At 54.0% G+C, this 26,358-nt stretch carries 20 protein-coding genes; 6 read left to right on the forward strand and 14 right to left on the reverse strand.

The features are described 5' to 3' along the window. Window positions 1–92: 92 nt before the first annotated feature. Window positions 93–761, reverse strand: a complete 669-nt coding sequence (locus DK872_RS19020; protein WP_161518705.1) for a glutathione S-transferase family protein — start codon at window positions 759–761, stop codon at window positions 93–95. A 265-nt stretch (window positions 762–1,026) separates the two neighbouring features. Next, window positions 1,027–1,485: a redox-sensitive transcriptional activator SoxR gene (gene soxR, locus DK872_RS19025; protein WP_035886898.1), complete on the reverse strand. Its 459-nt coding sequence runs from the start codon at window positions 1,483–1,485 to the stop codon at window positions 1,027–1,029. A gap of 81 nt (window positions 1,486–1,566) precedes the next feature. Here soxR and soxS point away from each other — a divergent pair, with 81 nt between their 5' ends. Beyond that, complete coding sequence (gene soxS / locus DK872_RS19030) at window positions 1,567–1,890, forward strand: superoxide response transcriptional regulator SoxS (protein WP_007372469.1); 324 nt, start codon at window positions 1,567–1,569, stop codon at window positions 1,888–1,890. 743 nt (window positions 1,891–2,633) lie between these two features. After that, the gene (locus DK872_RS19035; protein WP_161518706.1) at window positions 2,634–4,688 is read left to right on the forward strand and encodes an autotransporter outer membrane beta-barrel domain-containing protein; all 2,055 of its coding nucleotides are present in this window, start codon (window positions 2,634–2,636) and stop codon (window positions 4,686–4,688) included. A gap of 19 nt (window positions 4,689–4,707) precedes the next feature. Here DK872_RS19035 and DK872_RS19040 read toward each other — a convergent pair whose 3' ends face one another. Together DK872_RS19040 and DK872_RS19045 are read right to left on the reverse strand one after the other, a co-directional pair. After that, complete coding sequence (locus DK872_RS19040; RefSeq protein WP_007372467.1) at window positions 4,708–6,279, reverse strand: EAL domain-containing protein; 1,572 nt, start codon at window positions 6,277–6,279, stop codon at window positions 4,708–4,710. A gap of 339 nt (window positions 6,280–6,618) precedes the next feature. Beyond that, window positions 6,619–8,025, reverse strand: coding sequence for a sensor domain-containing diguanylate cyclase (locus tag DK872_RS19045; RefSeq protein ID WP_079518348.1), 1,407 nt, complete (start codon window positions 8,023–8,025; stop codon window positions 6,619–6,621). A 528-nt stretch (window positions 8,026–8,553) separates the two neighbouring features. Between DK872_RS19045 and DK872_RS19050 the strand changes: the two genes are divergently transcribed. Then, complete coding sequence (locus DK872_RS19050; RefSeq protein WP_035886897.1) at window positions 8,554–8,835, forward strand: YjcB family protein; 282 nt, start codon at window positions 8,554–8,556, stop codon at window positions 8,833–8,835. A 342-nt stretch (window positions 8,836–9,177) separates the two neighbouring features. Here the strand turns inward: DK872_RS19050 and DK872_RS19055 are convergent, their stop codons facing one another. The 4 genes from DK872_RS19055 to DK872_RS19070 all read right to left on the reverse strand — a co-directional run bounded on the left by DK872_RS19055 (window position 9,178) and on the right by DK872_RS19070 (window position 13,061). After that, a complete protein-coding gene (locus tag DK872_RS19055; RefSeq protein WP_035886895.1) occupies window positions 9,178–9,999 on the reverse strand; it encodes an ABC transporter permease in 822 nt (273 codons plus the stop codon). Then, on the reverse strand, window positions 9,996–10,829 hold the full coding sequence (locus DK872_RS19060; RefSeq protein ID WP_035942758.1) for an ABC transporter permease: 834 nt from the start codon (window positions 10,827–10,829) through the stop codon (window positions 9,996–9,998). The genes DK872_RS19055 and DK872_RS19060 overlap by 4 nt, the downstream gene beginning before the upstream one ends. Window positions 10,830–10,894: 65 nt before the next feature. Continuing rightward, on the reverse strand, window positions 10,895–12,040 hold the full coding sequence (locus DK872_RS19065) for an extracellular solute-binding protein (protein WP_035886891.1): 1,146 nt from the start codon (window positions 12,038–12,040) through the stop codon (window positions 10,895–10,897). A gap of 34 nt (window positions 12,041–12,074) precedes the next feature. Beyond that, complete coding sequence (locus tag DK872_RS19070) at window positions 12,075–13,061, reverse strand: ABC transporter ATP-binding protein (protein WP_035886889.1); 987 nt, start codon at window positions 13,059–13,061, stop codon at window positions 12,075–12,077. Window positions 13,062–13,214: 153 nt separating this feature from the next. Between DK872_RS19070 and DK872_RS19075 the strand changes: the two genes are divergently transcribed. From DK872_RS19075 to DK872_RS19085, 3 genes are read left to right on the forward strand one after another with little or no spacing between them, the layout of a single operon-like run. Further along, window positions 13,215–13,973 (forward strand): MBL fold metallo-hydrolase, encoded by a 759-nt coding sequence (locus tag DK872_RS19075; protein WP_007372460.1) that lies wholly within the window; start codon window positions 13,215–13,217, stop codon window positions 13,971–13,973. Then, the gene (locus DK872_RS19080) at window positions 13,970–14,992 is read left to right on the forward strand and encodes a LacI family DNA-binding transcriptional regulator (protein WP_007372459.1); all 1,023 of its coding nucleotides are present in this window, start codon (window positions 13,970–13,972) and stop codon (window positions 14,990–14,992) included. Before DK872_RS19075 ends, DK872_RS19080 begins: the two co-directional genes overlap by 4 nt. A 10-nt stretch (window positions 14,993–15,002) precedes the next feature. Continuing rightward, the gene (locus tag DK872_RS19085; protein ID WP_007372458.1) at window positions 15,003–15,770 is read left to right on the forward strand and encodes an inositol monophosphatase; all 768 of its coding nucleotides are present in this window, start codon (window positions 15,003–15,005) and stop codon (window positions 15,768–15,770) included. A gap of 37 nt (window positions 15,771–15,807) precedes the next feature. On the opposite strand, the gene DK872_RS19090 is transcribed toward DK872_RS19085, so the two are convergent. The 6 genes from DK872_RS19090 to DK872_RS19110 form a co-directional block, all read right to left on the reverse strand. Continuing rightward, window positions 15,808–17,670: a glycosyl hydrolase family 18 protein gene (locus DK872_RS19090; RefSeq protein WP_072440856.1), complete on the reverse strand. Its 1,863-nt coding sequence runs from the start codon at window positions 17,668–17,670 to the stop codon at window positions 15,808–15,810. A gap of 259 nt (window positions 17,671–17,929) precedes the next feature. Beyond that, window positions 17,930–18,361, reverse strand: coding sequence for a hypothetical protein (locus tag DK872_RS19095; protein ID WP_161518707.1), 432 nt, complete (start codon window positions 18,359–18,361; stop codon window positions 17,930–17,932). Between the two features lie 2 nt (window positions 18,362–18,363). Then, window positions 18,364–22,425: an RHS repeat-associated core domain-containing protein gene (locus tag DK872_RS19100; RefSeq protein WP_161518708.1), complete on the reverse strand. Its 4,062-nt coding sequence runs from the start codon at window positions 22,423–22,425 to the stop codon at window positions 18,364–18,366. Window positions 22,426–22,434: 9 nt separating this feature from the next. After that, window positions 22,435–22,563, reverse strand: a complete 129-nt coding sequence (locus DK872_RS27840) for a hypothetical protein (protein ID WP_007372454.1) — start codon at window positions 22,561–22,563, stop codon at window positions 22,435–22,437. After that, window positions 22,560–24,110: a hypothetical protein gene (locus tag DK872_RS19105; protein ID WP_161518709.1), complete on the reverse strand. Its 1,551-nt coding sequence runs from the start codon at window positions 24,108–24,110 to the stop codon at window positions 22,560–22,562. Before DK872_RS19105 ends, DK872_RS27840 begins: the two co-directional genes overlap by 4 nt. Window positions 24,111–24,120: 10 nt before the next feature. Then, a complete protein-coding gene (locus DK872_RS19110; RefSeq protein ID WP_161518710.1) occupies window positions 24,121–26,337 on the reverse strand; it encodes a type VI secretion system Vgr family protein in 2,217 nt (738 codons plus the stop codon). Window positions 26,338–26,358: the final 21 nt, after the last annotated feature.

Raw genomic sequence — 26,358 nt, forward strand, 5'->3', positions numbered from 1 at the left:
TGCTAAATTTTGCTTATAGCGGCGAAGATCCAGGCGGACGATGCGCAAACGTTATCGTCGGTGCGCAACTTTGCAACATATTACGAACATTCTTAGCCGTCGGGGAAATCAACCGGCCCGCCCTGGACAATCGCCCGCTGCCAGGCCGGACGCATTTCCACCCGCTTTTTCCACGCCCGTAAATTGGGTAAATCATCCACGCCACCACGCGCCAGCAGCGCGAATACGGGGAAACTCATCTGTATATCCGCCATGCTGAGTTGATTGCCGGTAAACCAGCTATGCTGCGCCAGTTCCGCTTCAATAAAACGTGCGTGGGTTTCCAGTTGTCGGTTGAGAAAGGTTTTCTCCACACCACTCGCCAGCAGCTTACCGACGCTGCGCACGCCAAACGGCACAGGCGGTTTGCCAAGGCGTGTCATTATCAGTTTCATCAATAGTAGTGGCATCAGCGAACCTTCGGCGTAATGCAGCCAGAAGCGATAATCCTGTTTGCTTTTTCCCGTTTGCAGCGCAAACCGGTGTTCGGGATCGTAGGTTTCCTGCAAATATTCAAGAATCGCACCGGACTCAGCGATGATAAGCCCGTTATCTTCCACCACCGGCGATTTGCCCAACGGATGGATTTTTTTTAACGATTCAGGCGCCAGCATGGTTTTTTCACGCTGATAACGGACGATCTGGTACGGTACGCCCAGCTCTTCCAAAGCCCAGAGAATGCGCTGCGAGCGCGATTGGTTCAGGTGATGCACCGTAAGCATGGTTTACTCCTGTGCGGATTGACGCATTAACTATAGAAAATCAGCGGAACGGCGGATGAAATTTCCTGAAAAAAATTGAGCAAAAAAGTAGCAATTTTGCATAAGGAAACTACACTAAAAGTATCAGCACAATCCGGAACCTCCAACATACTTGAGGGGTGCTGATGTCGGGGGAAACCCTCCTGTACAGAACGGGATAGAGCGAAAGACAAAGACCGGAAAACGACTAAAGCGCCCCAACGGGCGCTTTAGTTTTTTATGCATTTCAATCATCTTCCAGCAAGCGCGCGCCGGTGCCCTGCTGCCCCAACTGATCGCCTGGGTTACGCAACGGACATTCACTGCGCGACAAACAGCCGCAGCCGATGCAGCCATCCAGCTCATCACGCAGAGCAACCAGCGTATGAATACGCCGGTCCAGTTCTTCCCGCCATTGCGACGACAACTGCTTCCACTCTTTTTTGCTCAGGGTGTGCCCCTCCGGCAAAACCCCGAACGCTTCGCCGATGGTCGCCAGCGGAATACCAATGCGCTGGGCAATCTTGATGATCGCCACATAGCGCAGCACATCGCGGGTATACCGCCGCTGATTGCCGCTATTGCGCAGGCTTTTAATAAGCCCTTTGCTCTCATAAAAGTGCAGCGCAGAGACGGCCACCCCGCTACGTTTCGCCACTTCTCCGGGGCTGAGCAGTGCTTTAATGCGTGGCATTCTCTTTTCCATAAAACCTCTTTACCTCAAGTTAACTTGAGGAATTATACTCGCTCCCAGACAAAACGACGAATCGGGAAATGAGGAAGCTTTATGTCCCATCAGCAAATTATTCAGGCACTTATCGAATGGATTGATGAACATATCGACCAACCAATGAACATTGATGTAGTCGCCAGAAAGTCAGGTTATTCAAAGTGGTATCTACAGAGAATGTTCCGTACCGTGATGCATCAAACGCTGGGCGACTATATTCGCCAGCGCCGATTACTGCTGGCAGCCGAAGCGCTGCGCACCACGCAACGCCCTATTTTTGATATTGCGATGGATTTAGGTTACGTCTCACAGCAGACATTTTCGCGGGTGTTTCGCCGTGAATTCGATCGCACCCCCAGCGATTACCGGCACCAGGCCTGACAACCATCAACGCAGCTTTCAGGGCGAGCAGGTGTGGTAAATCTTCACTGCCCGCCCAGGTTTTACCGCCGTATCCTCCCTCACCAGCGATAAAATTGTCTCCTCTCTGATTCGCGTTCAATGCAGTGACTATTTTTCCGGATTGTTGTTTCAGCGGAATAATGCCGCTTTTCGCGCAGGGTCGGAATTAAAATTCCGAATTAACTGACCACAGATTGTCTTTCACCCTTATAAAATAGAAAATCCATTATAAAGCACGTCAGTTATCTCTGCCGACGAACCTCATTAAATATTCACAGGGCTGTACGTCTGTAAGTTCGATACATTTTTTCAATGGAATGAATATGCTTCTCCATCATGCTTTCAATAAAGTATTTATTGCCGTTATTACTGCACTATGGGCCACCAGTACAATAGCGATAACGGCCTACACACCACCGGAAAAAAGCCGAATTAAAAGCATTAACGCGCCTGATTCGGCTAATGATAATAAACACATTGACTTTACACTCGATGAAATAACCAACATCGGCCCGGATGTTATTCTGGCAGAAAAAGAAGATGCGGATATTTCAATAAAAAACAACTCAATAATTCATTTAACTGATGTTCTTTTCAGTGCAGATTATAGTGGTTCACTCTCGTTAGTGAATAACGGTGAGTTTTACAGCGAGGGGGGATTATTCCTGTTCACGCCGCAGAAAAACGCTACCCTGCACATTGAAAACAACGGCACTTTAGTGATGAATTCTTTGTTTTCCGCCTCGTTAGGCGAAGCGACTTCCTTCAGCTTAATCAACAAAGGGAAGATGCTCACCACGGACAATGACCTCATCCTGCTGCACTCTGCGCGGGGCGGCGATCTGAATATCATCAACAACGGCACAATGCATTCAGATAATTATGGCGTTCTGCACTTTTACCCCATCAGCGCAAATAAAATAAATGTCATTAATACCGGTGAAATTTCCGGCGCCAGAAAAACCCTCTTTTTTTCTACGGAGAATAGTGATGTTGACATCATGAACTCCGGGCTTATTTCAGCAACGGATGCCGGTTATTTTGCTATCGGTGTGGATGGTCAGCAATCATTTACGCTGACGCTTGAGAAAGGCTGGCGGATTGACGGCGCGGTCAACATTGATGACGCTTATGACAGTAAAAATAACACCGTCAGAAATAACAGACTAGTGTTGAGCGGTAACGGTGACTCCTCTATTTCGTTATCACGCTTTTTAAATACGGGCAATATTAATGCCAGCAATAACAATGCGATCACCGGTATTAATTATCTGGAAAAAGAGGGTGACGCCATATGGACGCTGAAAGATAAACAAACCTCCGGAGGTTTTGAGCAGGTTAATATAAATCGGGGCGCAATCGTGCTTGATAACGCCACGCTACTGATGAATGCCCCCACCAAAGCCGTCATCAATAACGCCAATATTATTGTAAATGGCGATGCAGTTATTGAGGGCAGCCTGAAAAATGCCGGAACATTATCTACTGGTAAAGAAAAAGAGATCAACACACTGATTATTAAAGGCAATTACGAAGGAACCAACGGCAGTACACTCGTCTTTAATGCCACACAGAGCAGCGATCCCGCCGCCACGGGCCAGATGGTTATCGCGGGCGATGTCAGCGGAAGTACGCGCGTGCAGGTAAATCACCTGGGCGGCAGGCGCGCCAGCGCGATAGAAGGTAGTGGGTTGATTGCCGTGGTCGGGAAAGCTGACGGCGAGTTCCGTCAGGGCGATCGTATAGTCGCTGGCGCATACGATTACACCCTGCAAAACACTAAAGACCAGACGGCAACCTACTGGTATCTGACCAGCGCACTTCCGGCACAGGGAAATAGCGCGATACGCCCGGAAGCGGGTCTGTATGGCGCCAACCTGGCGGCGGCCAACAGCCTGTTTACTACGCACCTGCAAGACCGTCAGACGAACGGTGAGGAAACGGCCTCCAGCCTGTGGTTACGTAATACCGGCGGTTATAGCGGCCAGTTCACGCCAGGCAACCAATTGGATATCCGCAGCAACCGCTATGTTGCGCAGTTGGGGGGTAACATTGCCCAGTGGAACACGGATAAAGAACGTTACCAACTGGGCATTATGGCAGGCTACGCGAGGGAGAAGAGTCACGCGCAAAACCGCTATAACGGTAACCACGCAAGCAGCATGATCAGCGGTTACAGCGCAGGTATTTATGCAACGTGGCTGCAGAATAACGACACGCGCGAAGGTGCATATATAGATAGCTGGGCGCAGTACAACTGGTTCGATAACACCCTTTCCGGCGATACGCTGGAAACCGAGACCTGGAAATCCCGCGGCTTCACGGCGGCGGTTGAATCCGGCTATAGCTGGCAACTGGTGGGCAGCCGAAATAACGGCCTCTATCTTCAGCCAAAGGCGCAACTGACCTGGATGGGCGTCAAGGCGGATTCGCTTACCGAGGCCAACGGCACCGCTGTCGAAAACAGGGGGAGCACCAACGTGCAGGCACGCGCTGGCGTGCGACTGTACGGCCACCTCACGCTGGATAATAGTCTGCACCGCACCTTCCAGCCCTTCGCCGAAGTGAACTGGCTACATAACACCCGGCAGTTCGGCGCATCTCTTGATGGCACGCGGGTTGATCTGACGGACAGCCGCAATGCGGCCGAAATTAAAACGGGAGTAGAAGGTCAGTTTACGCAGAATTTCTCACTGCGCGGCAGCGTAGGTGTGCAGGCCGGGAATAAAAGCGACCGGGAAACGTCGGCAATGCTGGAGGCAAAACTGTTCTTCTGATGGGATACGCGGCCCGCCATCATTTTAATGAGGGCGGATGCCGCACCCAGAGTTTAAAGTCCTCAGGCGGCAACGCTCTGGCAAAGTGCCAGCCCTGGCAGAACTGCACGCCTCGTTTCAGCAGCCAGCTCACCTGCTCTGCCGTCTCCACGCCTTCGGCAATGATCTTCAGACGCAGGCTCTGCGCCATCTCGATAATATGTTCAGCAATCAAATGACTGGTGCTGTTGGTGGTCAGCGTGTCGATAAAGGATTTGTCGATTTTCAGGATATCGACATTCAACGAATAGAGGTTGTGCAGGTTGGAATAGCCGGTACCAAAATCATCAATGGCCACTTCATAGCCCGCCTGACGAAACGCCTGAATCACCGGCGTGGTTTTTGGCACATCAATAAACCCGCGCTCCGTCACTTCGATCTTAATCTGCTCCGCGCGTACCGAGTGTTCTCTTATCTTATTGGAAATCAACGAAATAAGGCGTGAAGAGTGAAAATCCGCAGCCGATAAGTTAATCGAAATATAAAGATGCGGCACCACCGCCAGGAAGTCGCCGAGATCGCTAAACACTTCATCGACGACATAATCCGTTATGCGTTCGATCATCCCCTCTTTTTCCGCCAGCGGAATAAATTCTGCCGGGCTCATCACCTGACCATTAAAACCCGGCCAACGTAACAACGCCTCAGCGCCGACGCAGGCGCCATTTTTAATATCGATAATCGGTTGATAGTGGAGTCGGAGCTGGCGTTTGGTTAACGCGCGGTGGAGCATACGGCGGGGCGAGTTAAATTCTTGTCGTGTTCGTGACCACACTAAACAAAGGATCACACTGCAAATTAGCCCCAGCGGTAGCAGCAGCATCACCTGATGGTACAGCGCCTGAAAATAGTGCGCATTAGAGGTCGACACGATGATAGCAATTGGACGTTTATCCGAATGCGCGATGGTGTAAAAACGCCCGTCCTGCTGGAAGGTTGATGCCTGGCTGTGGATCAGCTTCTTCAGCGTCTCCAGATGCGCACTTTTACTGAGGGAGAAAAATAATTCGCTTACGGTGTCGTAGACGCCGTACGCCAGCGCGTCATCTTCCGAGGCGACATCGCTATAAGAAAGAGGGTTGATCACTGCAACGTAATTACCGCGCTGCATATAGACCATTTTATAACCGGCATAAAAGGGGGTATTGCGGTAATAATAAATAGCAATGTCAGGCGAGCGTTTATACTCTGCGGGCGCAATAGCATACGATTGCGCGGGGGCAATAACGCTGGAGCATAAAAATTGGTCGCCATGCGCATAAATGAGATCGGCAACATACAAACTGCTGCGCACAATATCCAGCATCGCTTTGCGATGCTCCTGCGAGCATATCTGACCGTGAAATTTTTCCGCCGCGGTGCGAACGCTATCCACTTGCTGGATAACCACTTCAGTTTTATTTAACGCCAGGTGGGCAAAAGAGCGGAGCTGGAAGGCAGTTTCATTTACTGCTCGGATATGTGCAAACCATAGCGACAGCATCACCGGCAGGATGACTCCTATGATGATCCCGACGACTCTGAGCATCTTGCGACGCACGCTATGATTCATGTCCGCCTATATCCACGCATTTATTGTGCCTTTTTAATGTACGGCAGGATGCTTTGATAAACAGGTGATTACGTTGCATGAATCACACGACATTAGCAACTGACTTTTCTCATTAAAAACCTAATATTTGGTTATGACGAGAATATTCGACCGTAAGGTAAACTCAAAGTGTGCCCAATGTTTATATTAAGGAAAATATTTATCCATTCGTTATGGGGTGTTTTCACTTAATACAACACAGTATCACTGATTAAGCCAAACTTACCGTAGGATAAAAAATGGTGCGGCCTGTCGGGTATTTTTTCATCTAATGAATGACATTCCTTCATCTTTGCGTATTTATTTATAAAAAGCGCTGGCGACCACTGTTTTACTGCGTCCGCTACGTTTTGCGTCGTACAGCGCGTTGTCAGCAAGCGTAAGTAAAACTGAAGTATCTGTCTGCTCACCGCACACGAATACTAAACCAGCGCTAAAGGATAATGGGATCTTTTCACTCCCGCTTAATAACGGTGAACGGGCTAATGCCGCACGAATTTTTTGGCTAAAACGCAGCGCATTTTTACGATCGATGCGCGGCATCAAAATCAGAAATTCCTCACCCCCCAAACGGCCAAAGAGATAAGAGGGATCGCTATGCTCACGAATCTGGTCACAAAAATGCACCAGCGCAGCGTCGCCCGTCAGATGTCCCCAGCGATCGTTGATATTTTTGAAGTGGTCCAGATCCAGCATTAACAGACTGAAATGGCTACGAGAATCCTCAGGTTTGCACTGTACCAGCGCCTCCTTTAACTTCCGTAGCATAGAAAAACGATTATAGCAGCCGGTCAGATCGTCAATCGTCGCTTTTTTCTCCAGTTGCCGCTCCACTTTTTTACGCTCGGTGATATCCAGGCCAATACTCAGGATCGAGCGATCCGGCAGCAAAATATTTGACCAAAGCACGGTCAGCATCTGACCATCGCGCCGTATCGGATGCCACTCATGCATATCGACGGCGGGCGAAGTATTAATCGAAGAGCGAATTTGCTGGCGCATCTCCGGATCGGGGAAAAAGAGTGCTAATGGATCGGGCTGCTGATTAAGCTCATTAATGCTCCAGCCAAATAAACGTTCACACTCGCCATTCCATAAAATACAACGATTCGATTTATCGAAAGAATTCATTAAAACCGGGGCACGATCGAACAGTGCTTTATATTGTGTTACGACGCGCTGCATTTCTTTAGCGGCACGTTCTCTGACAAGAATTTCCTCCATATAATCTTTAAGTTTCTCCACCAGAATAATAACCACGTTCTTGATTATTGACAGTGACGGCAAAGGATAGGCAAACGCTAAAAAGAAATAACCTTTGATACTCGCATCTTTATAATTCAGCTTACATAATATACCGCTTTGCAATTTATTGGTGGAGAATGACTGTGTCGGAAATAATAATTTTCCAACATGCCGTCGCCAGCATATAACGCGCCAGGCACGCTGATTACGGCGCAGTTGCAACTGTTCCAGCAGGGTCTGCGCATCGCGGATCGTACACTCCATCTCTCCGCTGCAGGCTATCTGCCATGCGTCGTCCTGCTCGATCACCACCCAGGCAAGATGCGCGCCCAGGGACGCGTTGATGACCGACAATATATCTTCCATAGAGCGTTGCGCAGCGAGCCACGGCATCAACTTCGCCAGAAGCGTCAATGCCGCAGCACCGTCTCCTAAAGAAACGGCTAAATTCTCTGTTTTCATTTTTTCTTTTCGCAGGTTATTAACACCAAACCGACCTGCCATGATTTAATCAGGAAGAAAAAACACTCGCCCACAGTTGTCACATAACGTAAACGCGCACTGCGCATAAACCGTGACAAGAAAGAATATATCGATAGAGATCAGATGCCTGAATAATCATCAACAGGTAAATAAAGCTAACCACACAAGCATAATATATGTTCCGCGGACTGTAAATATTGTGGCAATTAGGGTGCTAAATATCACTTTAATACATGAATAATACCAGGGTTAATTCTCGCAAGTGCTAAGCAATATATCCTGGTGAAAAAAACGCGGCCAAACCCACCAAAATTAGTAGGAATACCCCGCAAAAAATGCTTTTCCCACTGGCGAATAAATCATCAAATGTGATACAGTTCACACATTCTTGAAACGGCCAGCCCGTTTCACATTGTTGTGCTACTTCTGCGGACTTCTGCGTCATCTTTGCCACTCGCGCGTAACGCCTGGTCCGCCCGGTATTCGATTCTTTCTGAGGATGGTTTCATGGCTACCTTTACCACCAGCGTGGTTCTGTTGCGCTGGCAGTTATTGAGCGCAGTGTTGATGTTTATGGCCAGCACGCTGAATATTCGCTTCCGTCGGGCTGATTATATCGGTCTGGCAGTGATCAGCAGCGGCATGGGTTTAGCAGCGGCATGCTGGTTCGCGACCGGTCTGCTGGGCATTACAGTGTTGGATCTCACCAACATCTGGCACAACGTGGTGCAGGTCATGGCGGACGTCTCAAGTAAAGCCCCGCCAGACTGGCCGATGGTCATTACCTGATAAAAAAGCGCCTGCGGGCGCTTTTTTTTGTGTCTCCACTTAGCCCTGAATATCCCCTGCCTGCCGAAAAAAATTTCCTTTTGTGATTTCGTTCGCATGGGAATGATATCTTCCATCCAGAAAATAATATATGCGGGCTAATTAAACCCGCTGCCGCTGCGCTACTGAGGCATCACTTTCGCCATCAGCACGCTGCTGTTCTGTATCGTCGAACTGGAAAAAAACCTCAGTAAATAACGCCCGGCGCGACGTTATTCGCCGTGCGATGGTCGTTATTTTTGACGGTAGCTGAAGTGACGGGTTGCCTTACGGAGCCCGTCATTTTTATTGTCTCCTGCCCGCTTATTTCCCCAGCTTCGACAGCATCTCGGGGCGCATAAACTTGTGGATCACCAGCATAAACAGCACCGACGGCACCAGCAGGATCAGCGCGGTGATCGACGACACCTGGTAGTTGCCCGACATACTGGCGGTATAAAGCAAAATAGGCAGCGTGGTGATATCCGGTGCGCCGACGAAGAAGGTGGCGGTGAACTCATCCAGCGATTCCAGAAACACAAAGATACTGGCGGCAATCAGCCCTGGCGCGGCCTGCGGCAGAATAATATGGAAAAACGTATACACCGGCCCGGCGCCCAGATTGCGCGATGCGCGCGCCAGCATTGGATCGAGCGACGAAAACGCCGCGACGCTTATCCAGATGGAATACATCAGCCCATGTACGCTGTGCACCAGCACCACACCGGCAACCGTGCCATTTAGCCCCCACTGATAAAACAGCCGCGCCACGTTCATATACACCGTCAGATTGGGAAACGCCTGCGGGATCAGAAACAGCAGCATAAAGAACGCACGACACGGCATACCGCGCTGGGCAAGCGCATAACCAGCCGGTACAGAGATGATCAGGCAAACCAGCACTGCCAGCACGGCAATCAACACGCTTACCGACAGCGAACCCGAAACGTCACTATATGGACTAAACACCTGGCTCCAGTATTTCAGCCCCCACTGGCTCGGCAGCGTATGCGGGAAGAACCAGCTCTCCGCCACCGTCCAGATCAGCAGATTCAGCAGCGGGCCGAACAGCGCCAGCACCAGAAATGTCAGCAGCAGCGTTTGCAGCAGAAAACTGCCGCGCAGTTTTTGTCGGAAGGTATTCATGGCTGTGCTCCTTTCGCCTGCAGGCTGTGACGTAAATAGAACCAGGAAAGCAGCGCGCAAATCAGATACGAAATGACACCCATCGCGTTGGCGACCGGGTAATCACCGTAAGAGTTGACGCGAAACGCCATATCCACCGTCATCATCGTCGGCGTACCGGTGCCGATCATCAGCGGCACAGAAAGAACCGACATCATCGTCACGGTCGACAGCACCATCGCTACGCCAATCGTCGGCAGCACCTGCGGCAAAATAATGTCGAACAGAATGCGCAGGCGGGAAGCACCCAGGTTTTTCGCTGCCAGAATATGGGCCGGATCGACCGCCGACATCGCGCCGCAAATCAGCAGCGTAGTGAAAGCCATCTGTTTCCAGACAAACGTAATAATGATACCGCTCCAGCCGAGCATCGACGTGGTTTCCATCGGCGTCATCACCCCGGCGGCGACCAGCACATTATTCATCAGGCCGTTTTTCGCCAGAAAAGTGCGCATCATTTGCGCGGTCACAATAAAGGGAATAAACAGCGGCAGGCGGTACAAAAAGGCCAGCGTTTTGACGATGCCGCGAAACGGCGACAGCACAATGATCGCCGCAATGCTGATCGACAGCAGCGCGAGGATCGCCAGTGACGTCAGCACAATAATCACGGTAAACAGAATGTCATTCGAGTAAAGCGCCAACACTTTATCAAAGTGCGCCAGCGTCAGTTGCCCTGTCTCGCGGGTAAAGGCGGAGATCAGCGAAAAGCCCAGCGGCCAGAGGAAAAACACCGCTATCATCAGCGTCGCCGGAGCCACCAGCAGTAAATATTTCATCGCGTGTCGCATGGTAAACCTGAGTTATCGCCGTAAAAAAGATGCCCGGACCAACAACGTCCGGGCACCCACATCCATCAGTTCGAAACCTGGCTCTCGTAACCCTCTTTGATGTCGTCAAAGTAGTGGGTAATCGGGAAGTTTTTGCCGTATTTCGCTAAATCTTGCGGTGAAATTTCCGCGAACAGCTTCTGCCAGGTGGCGTCATCCAGCTTCTCTTTGACGTATTTCGCGTCAATCCCTGGATACCAGTTGAACTGCTTCACAATCCCCTGCGCCTGCACTTCCGGGCTGGTCGCCAGCGCAATAAATTCCTGCGCCAGTTTGGCCTGAGCGGCATGCGCCGGCACCACGTAGTACATCGGCTGTCCTGGCATACCCGGCGCAATCAACGCCAGTTTGATCGACGGCGGCAGCTTGCCCTGATCTTTCCAGCTATAGAACATATCGACCCACACCGGCCCCATGGAGATTTCACCACGGCTCAGCATATCCAGCGTCCCGGCGTTACCGGGCGTAAAAGTGACGTTCTTGTTGAATTCTTTCAGTTTGGCGTAAGCCTGGGTCCACTCTTTTTCCACACCTTTATCGTATGGCTGTGCAGTAAGGCGATCCGCGCTGGTGCCATAGGCATACATCCAGCCCACAACAAAGCTCACGCCGGACATACCGTTTTTAATGCCGTTATAACCAAAGGCTTTCGGGTTTTTCTCTGACCACTGCACCAGTTCGTCGTAGGATTTCGGCGGCGTTTTGACAAGATCGCTGTTATAGGCAATTGCCGTCTGGCTTAAGAACATCGGCATCACGTAGCCATCAACATTAACGCCCAGTGCGTTTTTCGCGTTTTCCGCCGTCACCATCGCGCCAGTGCTGACAGCCGGGCGGTATTTATCCAGCAACCCTTTTTCAACCAGTTGTCCACCGGCATTCTGATGCACCACGGCAACGTCGATATCCCAGCTTTTCGCGCCGCTCTGCTGCTGCGCCGTCAGTTTTTCAATGATTTTATTCGACCCGGCATCGCCCGGCCCGGTGCCGATCACCTGCACTTTTACACCCGGATGCGCGGCTTCAAATTTCGGCCCCAGCCAGGTTTTGACATAATCCACCATATTTTGGTCGCCCGCCGTTGCAACATTGAGAACCGTTTCGGCGTTCGCGGCGTGCAGAGACCCCAAACAGAGTGCGGCTGTGACAGCAAGTTTCGTTTTTACGGACATGATGTATCCCCAGGAAAAAGTGTGTCGGTTGGCATTACAAAGGTTGTTCAAAAAGATGCAGCGCCGGTTGCGGAACATGCAGCACCACGGGCGTTTGCGCCGGCCAGAACTGCGGTGAATCGGCGAGCAAAAGCTGTCCATCGCAGCGCACGCTGTGGCGGTACTGGTGGCCGAGAAACGCGCTCTCCTCAATCACGCCCTCCAGCACTAACCCCTGCGGCGCCGGGGGCGTCAATGCGGCGTGAATGGTGACATCCGCGCTGCGAAAATAGAGGGTTTTGCCCCCGTCATCGGCGCTTGCCAGGCAGTTATCCGCACCCATAAAATCCGCCACGAACGGCGTTGCCGGGCGATGGTAGATATCTTCCGGCGTACCGATTTGCTCAATACGCCCGTTATTCAGCACCGCAATGCGATCGGCCATCACCAGCGCTTCCTGCTGATCGTGGGTGACGATAAGCGAGGTAAAGCCAAGCTTCTTTTGCAGCGCTTTAATTTCATGGCGCACATTGAGGCGCACTTTGGCATCGAGGTTAGATAGCGGCTCATCCAGCACCAGCACGTCCGGTTCAATCGCCAGCGCGCGTGCCAGCGCCACGCGCTGACGCTGGCCGCCGGAAAGTGCGGTCACTTTTATATCCGCATAACCTTCAAGGTTGACGATTTTTAATAATTCCTGCACCCGTTGTTGAATCGCTTCTTTTTTCACGCGACGCACTTTTAAGCCATAGCCAATATTTTGTGCGACGGTAAAGTGCGGCCACAACGCATAACTCTGAAAAACCATGGTGATATTTCGCTGCTCCGGCGTGCTGTGCGTAATATCCCGGCCGTTGATGGCAATCGCCCCTGATCGCACGGGAACAAAACCGCATAACGCATTGAGCAGCGTGGTTTTTCCGCATCCAGAAGGCCCGAGCAGCGCGATCATCTCGCCCTTTTCCACCGCTAAATGAATATCGTGGAGAACGATGTTATTGCCGTAGCCAATCTTCAGCTTATTAATTTGCAAATAACTCATGGGCGATCCTTTTATTCGACATCTTTTTCAACGATGAACACGTGTTCATTTATTTGTAAAAAAAATGCAACCTTGCAGCGACATTATGTGAGCCTACTTTGTCGTCTATTTGTGACAGTTTGATTAAGTCCGCGATAATTTTGGTGGAGCGAAATGGAAATAGATGTTCTGGGTTGCGGCAGCGCCTTCTCGCTGCAACAAAATACCTCCGCACTGCGCGTGATCGACCGTGAAAACCGACAGTGGTTGATTGATTGCGGCCCCACGATCCCCCGCGCGCTGTGGCAGCGTGGCCTTGATGTGAATGCTATCGACGCGATTTACTTCACCCATGTTCACCCGGATCACTGCACCGGGCTGACGGCGCTGCTGAATTACTGGAAAAGCTTTCAGCGCAGCAAACCGCTGGTTATCTGGTCGCAGCGCGAACAGCGTCCGGTACTGATGCAGTTGGCAAGCCTTGCCAACTGGCCGGATACCACGCTCTGTTTCGACATCGACTGGCGCGACAGCGAACCGCAGTGGCGCTGGCACAGCTGGCACGTGAGTACGGCGTTCACGCATCATGAAATTCCCAATCTTGCGGTGCGCATTGAAGCAGACGGCGTGGCGCTGTTCTACAGCGGCGACGGACGCCCGACGCCGGAGAGTATCGCGTTGATGCACCACGCGGATCTGGCGTTTCAGGAGTGCGCCTCCATGACGCCGCTGGCCAGCGACGCCTCACACGGCGATTTTCCCGGCTGCCAGGCGCTGTTTACCCAACTGCGTTTACCGACGCTGGGGCTGTATCACTGCAATGACGCCGCGCGCCCGGCGCTGGCGCAGGCCTGCCTTACGCATCAGGGGCTGTTTGTCAGCGAAGATGGCATGCGCATTGAGATTACGCGCCGCGCGGAGGGGAGCATTTGAGTCAGGCAATCCGCAAACAGGCCGTTACGGCGGAAGACGTGGCGAAACGGGCGGGTGTCTCCCGCGCGGTGGTATCGCGCGCATTAAGCAGCAACGGCAGCATCTCCCCGGCAACCAAAGAGAAAGTATTGCGTGCCGCGCAGGAGCTGGGTTATCAGGTCAATTTTCTCGCGCAGGGGCTGAACCGCCAGCGCAGCCATCTGATTGGCGTGATTGTGGCGCGCATTGGCGATCCGTTTCGCAGCAGCCTGCTGGAGGGGTTACTGCACGAGATCCAGCGGCGTGGCTACCAGGCGCTGGTCACCGAAATTACCGGCGAGCAGGATCTGGTCACCACGCTGCGTCGTTTCACTCAGTTTCGCGTCTCCGGCGTGATTGTTACCTCCGGCAAACCGCCGGAAGCTATTGTCAACGAGTGCGTCAGCCAGCAAATTCCGGTGGTCGGCATCAATCGCCATCCCGATATTCCGTTTGTCGATTTTGTCTGCTCGGATAACCAGCGCGGCGCGCAACTGGCCGCCGAACAGTTGGTTCAGGCAGGTTGTCGCCGTTTCGGCTGGCTGATCAACCGTGGCTCCACGTGGGCGGGCGTGATGCGCGGCGAGGCCTTTGATCAGGCGCTGCAACAACTCGGCGTTGATACACAGCGGCATCTGCGCTGGATAAGCGCCAGCGAAGAGGGTTACGACGGCGGATGGCAGGCTGCGCTCAATGATGAAGACGAATTACCGGAAGGGATCTTCTGCGCCAATGCGCAGCTGGCCTGCGGTTTTCTCGACGGCATGCGCCAGCGCGGTAAGTTCGCGCCGCACGACTTCCATTTGATAGGCTTTGATAATACGCCGCAAAGCGGCCAGTTCAGCTACCAGCTCACTACGCTGCATCAGGATGTGGCGGAGATCTCGCGCCGGGCGTTAACGCGCCTGCTGGAGCGGGCCAAAAATCCCTTACAGCCTTCCCGCGTTGAGTGGGTTAAGGTGGAATTGATTCACCGACAAACATCGCCACGCATTGGCTAAGAGTTCCGCTATGACAGAAGAGTTTACCCACGCGCTCTGCGCGTTGATTCGTCGTCTCGGCCAGCAAGCGAAGCAACTTCGCGATAACGGGCTAACGATTGAGCAGAAAGGCCGCCAGGATTTTGTCTCCCAGGCGGATGTGTATGTGGAAAACGAGCTGCGCGCCTGGTTGAAAACGCAGCGCCCGCAGGATGGCCTGCTCGGCGAAGAACGCGGGCTGGAGCCGGGAAGCGACGGCATCTGGGTTATCGATCCGATTGACGGTACCACCAACTTTATCCTCGGCATGGATTACTGGTGCATCTCCGTCGCCTATGTTCGCGCGCACAACATCGAGCTGGGCATCATTTATGCCCCCGATCGCAACGAGTTCTTCTTCGCGCAAACGGGCAAAGGCGCGTACTTAAACGAGCAGAAATTGACGATTCGCGAGCCGTCGCCGGAAGCGGTAGTTCTGGGGCTGGGGCGCTCAAGCCGTACTCCGCCGCGCGACTATACGCAGACCATTGAAACCCTGTTTGAACATGGCATTGAGCACCGCCGTTTTGGCGCAGGTGCGCTGATGCTGGCGCACGTCGCAGCAGGCCAGGTGCATGGCTATTTTGAAGCCCATCTGCATAGCTGGGATGCGCTGGCCGGTCTGGCGTTGATTAAGGAAGCGGGAGGCATGCACAACGATTTTCTCGCCAGTGATGGTCTGACGCAGGGCAACAATGCCTGGGCGGCAAGCCCGGCGGTGTGGAAACGTCTGCAGCCGGTTCTGCTGCCCAACGGTTAAAACGAAAAAGCCCCCGGCAAGCGGGGGCGTAATACCATTATTTGGAAACTTTATCCCAGGCCATATCCCAGGCGCTACCGGTACCCGGAGCGTAGGCGAAGGCCGCACCGGAACACCAGCTGGTGTACGGCCACGGTTTGCACTGGTAAGCGTTGCCGTCAGTACCGGTCACAATATCACCCGCGGCATAAGGGAAATTTTCCTGATAAGCCGGGTAAGCGGACTCAACTTTTTCGTTAGTGGTCACATCCAGCTTCTCAGACATCCCGGATTTGTTACCCGCAGCGTCAAGAGAGAGCACCTGATATTGATAGATAGTTTCCGGCTGCAGGCCTTTATCCACATAAGCAGACGTGGTCGGTGAAGCGATCAGCTTACCATCACGGAACAGCTGGTAACCGGTCACATGGACGTTATCGGTTGCCGCTTTCCATTGCAGAGCGATGGTAGAGTCAGTGACTTCGACAGTACCCATGCTGGTCGGGATGGACGGCGCTTCGGTATCAACAGCCGGTGCAGCCTGCGTTTTCACTTTGAAAACTGCGCTGGCGGTAGAAGCGTTGTTTGCCGCATCGACAGCCACGATGGTGTACTGGTATTCCGTTTCCGCTTGCAGATTGTTGTCCACAAAGGTGGTGGTGTTGACGTCAGCCACTTTCTGCTGGTTACGGAATACACTGTAGTGATGAACGCCGGTGTCATCGGTAGAGGCTTTCCAGTTCAACTGAACAGAAGTCGCCGTGCTGGTGCCCTGTACGTCAGACGGTACGCTCGGTGCTGTCGTATCTTCTTCCGGTGCCGGCATTTCGCCGCCATCATGGATCAGATTGGTATACGCTTTACGGAACTGGCCGTTAAAGGATTGGTGATTAACGTTATCGCCTTCGTCCCAGTTGATAGACCAGGTCATCAAGCCTCTTAACGGCAGACCTTCTTTTTCCATATCCGCGAATACGCGATAAACATCTTCCGGCGTTTTTACAAAACCGGTTGCCGCAGCAGAAGTATTACTTGGCAGGCCAATAACCAGTTTGCTGGACGGAATTTTAACCGCAGACAGACCATGTTTATTGGTGATAATTTCTTTACTGAAGTGGTAAAGGAATTCATATTTTTTAGCGTCGTCATTCTGCGCATAGTTTACCCACCAGCCATCGGTGCTGGTATCGTCTGGCTGGAAACCAATGCCGAATGCGCCCTGGTTGTAATATTGCGGCGCGATGAAGTCATAATATCCATCGAGACGTTCAATATAATTTTGATACTGCGGGTTAGCTTTGGTCAGATACGGAATTTCCGGCGCCATACTGATAATAAAGTGCTTGCCCTGCTGTTCATAATGTTCGCGAACTTTTTTCAGCGCAGCAGGAATAACGGTTTCGTTATCCGCCAGTTTAATGGCGCTCTGCTCAAGGTCCAGATCCAGACCATCGAAGCCATAAACGTCGACCAGACGAATAATTTCATTGGCCAGATTTTCGGTGTCGCCATTGGCTTCATGCAGTTCAATATGGGCATCTGCGCCGCCCAGCGACAGCAGAACCGCCTGACCACGTTCGTTCAGCGCGGCAATTTCCTCGCGGAAGCTCTGATCGGTGCCGTAATAAGGAACGAAAGTCGGCATCGTTGCGCCGCCAGCGGATTTCATAAAGGCCGCCATCACGACGTTATACTCTTTCGGCGTATCTTTCAGCGCCATTTTTAACGGGTAGCCCTGAGCGTAATCGCCAGAGAAACCCTGATCCCAGTTGTGCCAGTAACCGACCAGCACTTTTTTACCTTCGATAGAAGGCATTGTATCCGCATAATCCGTTGCAGCAAAAAGGTGACCACTAAAACCAACCATGCCAGCTAATGCAAGGCCAGCACAAATTCGATTGCGCTTAAAAATCCCTTTCATTCTAATTCCTCATCTATTAATAATCAGTTTTTTGCTACTGGTTAACGTACCTCTAAACAACGCCGACATATTACATTTTATTTCGGACTTTTAATTATAGGAAACGGATATTCGCAATGAGGGATCTTTCCCTTTCGGTTGAGAATTCTCTACGCGGATATTCAGTGATTAATTCATAACAGAGAAACACTATAATAGCAGCGGCCCGATATTAAAAAACATCAGGCCAGACACAAAAAAAATATTGAGCGGAGAAATATTATTTACTTTCCTGTATTTCTGCGTAGAGCGTACTGAGCTCTTTTGCATATTTCTTCACGCCTGGAATACCTATCGCTTTAATGTAATCAACCAGACCCTCGGGGTTCCGTTCGAGCAGGCGATACTCAATCAAATGGCCAATCGGGAAGTTAATCTGCGGCGCTTTATTGACAATGTTATCTTCGCCGCCGGTTTCTAAATATTTTTCATTCTTCTTAACGATCCAGGCAATTGTTTTTTCACGATCATTTTTTATTAACGCCTCCAGTTCATCAAAGCTAACGGCGGCATGCTGTAAAGACTCATTATCCACCTCAATAATAAAATCATGAACCGGCGTCACGCGGTCAATTTTTTCCGGCAGCGCCAGATCCAGCGCATCCAGATAGTTCGCGTAACTTTCAGTGTGCATGAATTCGTTAAGTGTCATATTTAGCGTCCCGTATAGTTGCCAACATCCTGAACAATTCTAATCAATCGGGAGCCAGTATGCCTGTAAGGATCCTTTGCGGCATGCTCCCATGGCGTCACCTTCTCCAGGTTATAGGGAAGATCGACGTTTTTGCCCGACCGCTGCGGCCAGATGCGGTGGTTCAGTTCCAGCGACACATTCCGTGTTCTGATACGCCGGGTCTTAAAGTGGTACTCCTCCACCCGAATGCGTGGCGCCAGCCCCAACCGCATACGCAACATATTCACTGAAGAATACATGCCTTTCGGCGCGGCTTTGGCTTCAGCTTTCCAGTAATCGCGCCGCGCGGTATTCCAGCATTTTAAGCCGAGAGGATCGATCCACGTCTGCGGGGCAATCACATAGTCATAGACATTGAGTCCTCCGGCAAGCCCAAGCGGATCCTGGCTAATATAGGCGGCAATCGCCGGATCGTAATAGCGATAGCGGTTGTAATGCAGACCGGTTTCACCATCAAAATAGTGCCCCTGGAAACGCAGCGGGTTATCGATGCGGCTGGCATAAACCTCGCCTTTTTCGCCCCATGCGCCGCTTCTTTCCGACCAGACAACCTCCCCGCCGGGCGATGTCAGGCGCACCGGCGCACCGTTCGGATCGCAGTGATAGTGCCAGCTCTGCTTCTGCCCGTTTTCCTGCGTTAATAGCGCCAGCGGCCGGAAACCGCCAGGGTAGTAGATGTACTCGCGCAGGTTGCTGAACAGTTGCGCCTGCGCTTTTTGCCGCTTCAGTCGCCCGCCGGTATCGAAGATGCTCAGCGCCGCCAGCGGCTGCGGGGTGGCGGTGACTGTCTCGCCCGCCAGCGCATCCTCCTGCCAGTAGAACCAGCGCGTTTCACTGGCGGTTTGTTTGAAAACACGCCGTCCCAGGCCGTCATAACCATAACGCACCTGCTCGTTACCCTTACGTACGGCGATCAACTGGCGGTTTTCATCCCAGCTGAAGTCCTCTTTTTCGCCCTCATGCTGCACACTACGGCGCTGGCGCAGTTCGCCAGCGCGGTCAAACACATAGCGCGTCCCCTGGTGGAGGCCTTCGCGGAACCAGCCGCCTGCGCTGTCGTTCACATCGCGGATCTGCGTCTGCAACGCGTTACCCGCTGCGTCATGGATAAACTGGCGCAGCACACCGTCCGGTGCGGTATGCGCCGCCAGACGTCCTACTGGATCGTAGGCATACCGATCGCTGCCCCACTGGCTGTCTTCACGCAGCGTCAGGTTGCCTGTGCGATCGTAAGCAAAACCGCTGGCGAACAGCGGTAAATCGTTTTGCAGCACCTGCTGCGACGTTAAGCGGCCAAGGCGATCGTAGCGATAACGGCGCTCAACGTCGTCAGAGAGCTGCTCGCTGGCTCTGCGCCCACAAGCATCGTAAGTGAAACGTATTGGCGCATCGTCGTTCAGTTGCACCTCGCTCAGCCTGTCATGCTCATCCATGCCATAACGTACCCGGTGGCCGCCGTCGCTCTCGCGCGAGATCAGCAGCCCGCGTTGGTCATAGCCGTAACGCAACTGGAAGCCGTCCTGCTCCTCGCACAGTAATCGCCCGGCGCGGTCATAACGCCAGACCAGCCGCCGCCACGGGTTTTCGCACAGCACCATGCGCCCGCAGGGATCGTAATGAAACGTCGCCTGTAACGTGTCGCCGCTTCGCCGCTCGCAAAGCCTCCCGGCACGATCGTAGCCGTAACGAACTTCACGCCCGAGCGGATCTTCGCGGTGAATCAAGCGGCTGGCTTTATCCCAGCCATAGCGCGTTATCTGCCCCCAGTAATCGCTCTCCGCCGTGACCCGGCCCAGCGCATCGCGGGTGAACTGCCAGCGCTGCCCGTTCTGGTTGATCACCGCCAGCAGGCGATCTTCAGCGTCGTACTGATAGCCCAGCGTTGCGCCGTCCGGCGTTTCGCAGGAAGCAAGCATTCCGGTGCCGGTATAGCGAAACCGCGTTATGCGCCCCTGCTCGTCGGTAAATTGCAGCGGCTCGTCTTCCCGGTCATAGCTGACGCGCACTTCGCCTCCCGCCGGATCAACCGTAGCGACCAGCCGGTCTTTCATATCCCAGTGGAAACGGGTGGCACCGCCATCGGCATCAATGCGCTCCTGCAACGTACCGCGCACCGAGTAGCGAAAGCGAGTCACGCCGCCGCCAGCAACGTGCTCAGCGCTTAAAAAACCAAATCGGTCATAGTGATAATGGGTTGGCGGAGAGCCAGGAATCTCGGCGGCGATCAGTTGGCCGAACGCATCATAGTGATAACGCGATGTGACGCCCGTTGGGTCAATTTCTGCCACCAGATTACCGCAGCTATCGAACTGCGTGCGCCAGTTAGCTCCCTGCTCATCCGTTACCGCAATCAGATCGCCCCAGTCGTCATAGCTCGCCTGTACGACGCTGCCATCAGGCAGGTGTTCGGCAACCATCTGCCCGCGCTCGTCATACTCCCAGCGCCAGGTGCTGCCATCCGGCTCCACCAACTCCGCCGTGCGGCCAAAATCGTCATAGCGAAACAGCGTATTGCCGCCGGTGGGATCGATTTCCGCGATCGGCAAACCGTTTTCATCAAAGGTAATGCGCGAGATATTGCCCGCCGAATCGCTTATTTCCACTTCATTAAGCAGTTCGTGCCAGGCAAAGCGATAATCCCAAACGTCGCCATCGCCCCAGGCATGAATCACCCGCCAGGCATCATCGTACTGGTAATGGAACCCCTGGCCATTGCGATCCACATGGCTTATCAGATAGCGCTGCTGCCAGAAGAAGTGGCGCGGGTGCGACAGCGCATCAATTTCGGCGCTAAGCTGGTTATCCGCATCATATTCATAGCGCGTAAGCGGAGTTATCTCGCCATCCAGCGTATTGCGCAAACGCAGCGCCAGTAGCCGATCGTTTTGCCAGGTGACGAGGATTTCACGCCCGGTCTCTCCCGCGTGGCTGAACTCGCGAATGGACTGCAATTCATCGCCGTTCCAGTCAAACGCCCAGCCATTACCGTTACGATCCGCCAGCCTGCGTAGCGGCAACACGCCCTGTTTACCGCTGAAATGCAGCTCCGGACCGCTCTCCTGCTCGATTCGCCACCACACTTCACCATCGCGCGTTTCGCGCCACAGGCGGCTCCCGTCCGGCAGGCCGGTAATCGCCTGTTCGCGGCCATCCGCCTGCGGCAGCGCGGCAAACAGCGTCATCCCTTCCGCCTGCGTCAGCAGGGCAACGCCTTCATCGGCGAGCACCTCAAGGCGGGTATCCGCCGGGGTGGACCAGCCGTAACCACACATCCCTGCGATTTCCGTGTCGGACGAGGTATAGCTGCGCGTCCACTCCAGCGGCAACCTGCCCGGCAGCAGAAAATCCATTTGCTCCAGGCTGACACTGCCGTCGCGGATATCCACCGGCTCGGCGCGCAGCACCCGGCATTTCAGGAAGCCGGGGTCCATATTGCGAAACAGTTTTTGCCGCAGCTTGCGGAAACGGCGCATAAACAGCCGCCACTGCGGCGTTTTTTTCAGTTTTTTAAACCCTTTTCCCAGGCCGCTTAACCCGGCGCGCATCAGCAGCGCCATCAGGTTGATGGTGGGCGGCCCGCCGACAATCACATTGTTGGGCAGCGCGAGGTTAAACGTTAGCGGCAGCGTCAGCGAAAGCGGTTTCGGTTTGGTAGCGCGTTTGAGGCGGAACGGCGGGATCAGGCCAATAATGTTGCAGCTCAGCACCGGCATGCCAATGCGGGAAAACGGCTCGCCATCCACCGAAACGGTTTTGCTGCCCATAAACAGCTCATCTTCAATCTGCGGGCCGCCCGGCGCGCGCAGCGGCGGGATCCACGCGCCGCCCACCGGAATATGCACCGCCATCCCGCCCGTTCCGGCACTGGCGCGTTTGATGCTGTTAACGTGAACCGTGGTGCCAATCAGCGGCAGATAGTCGAAGACATCAAAAACGATGCCGATGTGCGGCGTTGGCAGCGGCCACGGGTAGGTGTGAATATCCAGCCCGAGCTGTGGATCGAAGTGCGCGCCGGAGTGCATCGCTTAACCTCAGAACATGGCACGCAACAGCGCGCGCAGGAAAGTACGAACTTCGGTCGCCAGGTCGCTCTCAGAAAGGCTTAAAAAGAGCAGCGCCAGCACGGTGACGACCACAATAATGATGATGCGATTTTTCATAGCGGGTTGCTTCCTGCAGTATCAGTTAACGATGCGTCGCTCTCTCCCCACGCGGGAAGGCGTTGCCACTCGCCGGGCGGCGCATCAAAAGGATGGGCGATTTCCGGCAGGCCGTTCCAGTGCGGATGCAGTTTCTCACGCGCCAGCCGGATAACGCGGCGAAAGCTCTCATCGCCGCGGCGGATCAGGTTTTCACGCTCTTCACGGATCAGCGTAAAGGTCGCTTCAAGTTGTAATTGCAAACGGCTGTCGGCCTGCCGAACCTGTTCCACTGCTGGCGCGGACGGCAGTTGCGCTTCCACCTGCGCAATAAGTTTCTGTTTTTCCGCCTGCCAACGCGTGGCGCAGGCTTCCAGGGCTTCGGTTCGCCGCTTGTCATGCATACGCAGCAAATCCTGGAACACCAGCGGCAAGGTGGTCTGCCCGCGTTCCGTGATCGGGACAGGCTCCGCCGCCTGGATGGCGCGGGCGTACTCTTCCATTGCCGCCGGGCGATGCCCGCACAGCCAGAGGCAAAAACCGCACATCCGCCAGCCCTCCATCGCAAAGAGCGGATGCGGGATGGCCTGCGCCTCAATCGCTGCCTGACGATAGATTTTCGCCGCCTGAAGATAGTCTTTACTGGAGAACCAGGCGCCCGCCTCGCCAAAGGTGCTTTGCGTGCGCAACTGCCCTTTTACCGCCTGATCGGGCACCTCGCCGGAGATGCTTTGCGCCTGGCGGTAATGTTCCACCGCCTGCGCGTGATCGCGGCCTTTGAGCCAGCCGCCCGCGATCAGGTTATGCATCATCGCCTGCTGATCCGCCCAGCCGCGACGTTGCGCAATGGCCAGCGCCAGGCTGCCGCGCGCCGCTACCTGCGCGGCGCTGCCTTTTTCCAGCAGCAACATGGCATCGGCCAGATAACGGCGGAACAGCAAACGGTCGGCATCGGCGTCGGTCTGCTGCTGCGCGGTCTGGTGCATGACCTTCATGCCATCAATCCGATCCTCAATCAGCCGGACGTGTCGCGGATTCGCGGTATACAGCGACTGCCAGATCGGCTGTTCAACGGTGTCGATCAATAACAGGCGCGGCGCGTCAGCGCCCTGTTCCAGCCAGAGATGGAGCCAGCGCAGCATCGCGCTCTCATCGCTGACAGCGGAAGGTTTCAGCACCAGCACCAGATAACGCAGATCGTCGGTAAACTGTTCGGCGAAGTTCTGCAACAGGCTGCGTAACTGCCCGGCGCTGTAGCAGGGCAACCAGGGTTCGGCATCCCAGAAAGCGGCATCGGACGTCGCTTCATACTGCTCAACGAATTCGCGGCCCAGCGCCTCGCTGTAGCTGTATCCGGTTTCAAAAGGCGTGTTAAAGCTGAGGAATAGATCGGGCAATGAGCGCCCCTGCGGATGCTGTTGCAGCGCGAAAAAAGCATCCAGCAGCGATTCACCATTTGCCGGAACACGCCAGATAAACAGCCGTGCGGCGGCATCTTCGCTGGCATCCAGCCAGCTTAATTCCAGCTCGCTCATCACCTTTTCACTGGGGTTTTTGCTGGCGTTCATGGCATCCCCATCAGGCGTTCAGCTCAATTTTCTTGCCATTGACCATCACCCCGGCGGCATTAATGGTGATGGTCGATCCGCCAGCGGTGATCTCCACGCTGCCGTTGCCAATCAGAATGCCGCTCTCACCTACGTTGATGCGGAAGGTGTCCGTCGCGCTGTCAGCCACACTGCCCTGGGTGAACCGGGTATCGCCGCCGGTAATGCTCAACGTGCGTCCGGCACCGATGCTGACGTCCTGTTTTTGCGTCACCGTGCGCGTCTCATTGCTGCTGACGGTGACAGTGCGGTTACCGGTCACTTCCAGCGTCTGATTGCCGGTCACCTGCACAGTGCGGTTTTGCTGGACGCTAACCGTCTCATTGCCCTGCACGCTGCGGGTGCGATCCTGGACCACCGTCAGCGTCTGATTACCTTCAACAGTGCCGGTATTGTTGCTTTTCACCATGGTGGTGTGGTTGCCGGTAATGGTTTCATCGCGGTTTTGTTCCACACTCAGGGTTTCGTTCCCCTTCACGCTCTCGGTACGGTTTTGCTGTACCGTGGTGGTTTCATTACCGTTGATGGTTTTGCTGCGATCCTGGCCGACGGTGATGGTTTCATTGCCATCGACGGTGCGCGTCCGGTTTTGCTTGATGTGGCTGGTTTCGTCTTTGCCGACGGTTTTGGTGCGGTTGCTGCCAACGTCATGGGTTTCGTCGTTTTCGACTTCCGTATCCATATTGCGTTCGGCATGCAGCCAGAGCTGCTCAGCGCCCGGTTTATCCTCAAAGCGCAGGGCGTTGGCATTATCCGGCGATCCATCTTTGGAACGGCTCATAAAACCCATCTGCGTGGCCGCCGCTGGCAGCGCCCACGGCGGCATGCTGGCTTCGTTGTAGACGCGGCCAATGATGATGGGTCTGTCCGGCTCGCCGTTAATAAAATCGACCACCACTTCATCACCAACGCGCGGGATCTGCACCCCGCCGTAGCCCTGCCCGGCCCAGGCGCTGGAAACGCGTACCCAGCAGGAACTGTTCTCGTCGCCCTGGCTTTGCCGATCCCAGTGGAATTTCACTTTGACGCGGCCATATTTGTCCGTCCAGATCGACTCGCCCGCAGGCCCCACGACTCTTGCCGTTTGCGGCCCGTAGGTGCGCGGCCAGTCGGTGACGGCGGCCGGGCGGAACGGCGTAGAGGCCGGAATGACGGTAAAGTCGATGCGCTGCTGCGTCTCGCCAACATCACCGGAAGCATACTGATTTTCGGCAAAATCATAGCGAGCACCTACCACCAGCCACTGTGCGTTGTCGGCATCGTTAGGGGATCGGATAAGCGTAAAGGTGTGCCCCGGCGCAATACCGGTCGCCGTCGCGCTGCCCTGCATTTGCTGCTGTTCCGCCTGCCAGGATTGCTGGCGAATACGTGCATAAGATTCGCCGTCGCCATGCTCGACAAAGCGGCCTGGCCAGTCATAGACATCGATTTTTCCGGGCGTTGGCGAAACGGGGTTTTGCAGGGTTTGCAACATCCAGGCATGGGGCTTGCGGAAGTCGTAATCGTCGGTGCTGTAGAGGCCAGGCGTGACGATATGCCGCGCCAGTAACTGGCTAACGCCCTCTTCATTCACCGCACCGCCGCCACTCTGCGCATGCCACGGGATCACTTCATAGCCGGGAAACGCCTCTGCTTGCGCGTAATCATCCATCAGTACCAGCGTGTGTCCCTCTTTGCCGTGGCGGAACAGGTAGCTGATGCCCTCAAGCTCCAGCAAACGGCTGATAAAATGAAAGCTGCTCTCGGCGTACTGCACGCAGTAATCCCACTGGCGATAGCTGCGCGTCAGTTTGTTTTCAATTTTTACCTGGTATTCGGAAAACAGAGTGCTGACGATGTCCGGTACGCGCTGCTGCTGGAAAATACGGAAATTGCGATCGCGCATCATCGGCCAGAAATCCGGCTCAAGGGTCGCCTGATACACCGCATAGCGCGTGCCATCCAGCTCTTCCGAGCGCGCAGAGATCGCCGTGACTTTACCGCTCAAATAGCGCGTCGTTCCCAACTGCGTTGGGATCACCACCGTCATCTCCTGGCCCAGCAGTTTTTGCCGATCGAGGGTGAAATCTTTGCTCAGCAGATCGACCTGAAAGCGAAAGGGCGTGGAGAGCTGTTCTTCCCCTTTAAACGTCCAGAATAAGAGCGAATCACTTCCGGAGGATGACAGAACGGTTATCCGGTTAACCATACATTCCTTTATTGCAGAGGC

Source organism: Kosakonia sp. MH5 (assembly GCF_009935945.1).
In the GTDB taxonomy this organism is placed as follows: Bacteria; Pseudomonadota; Gammaproteobacteria; order Enterobacterales; family Enterobacteriaceae; genus Kosakonia; species Kosakonia radicincitans.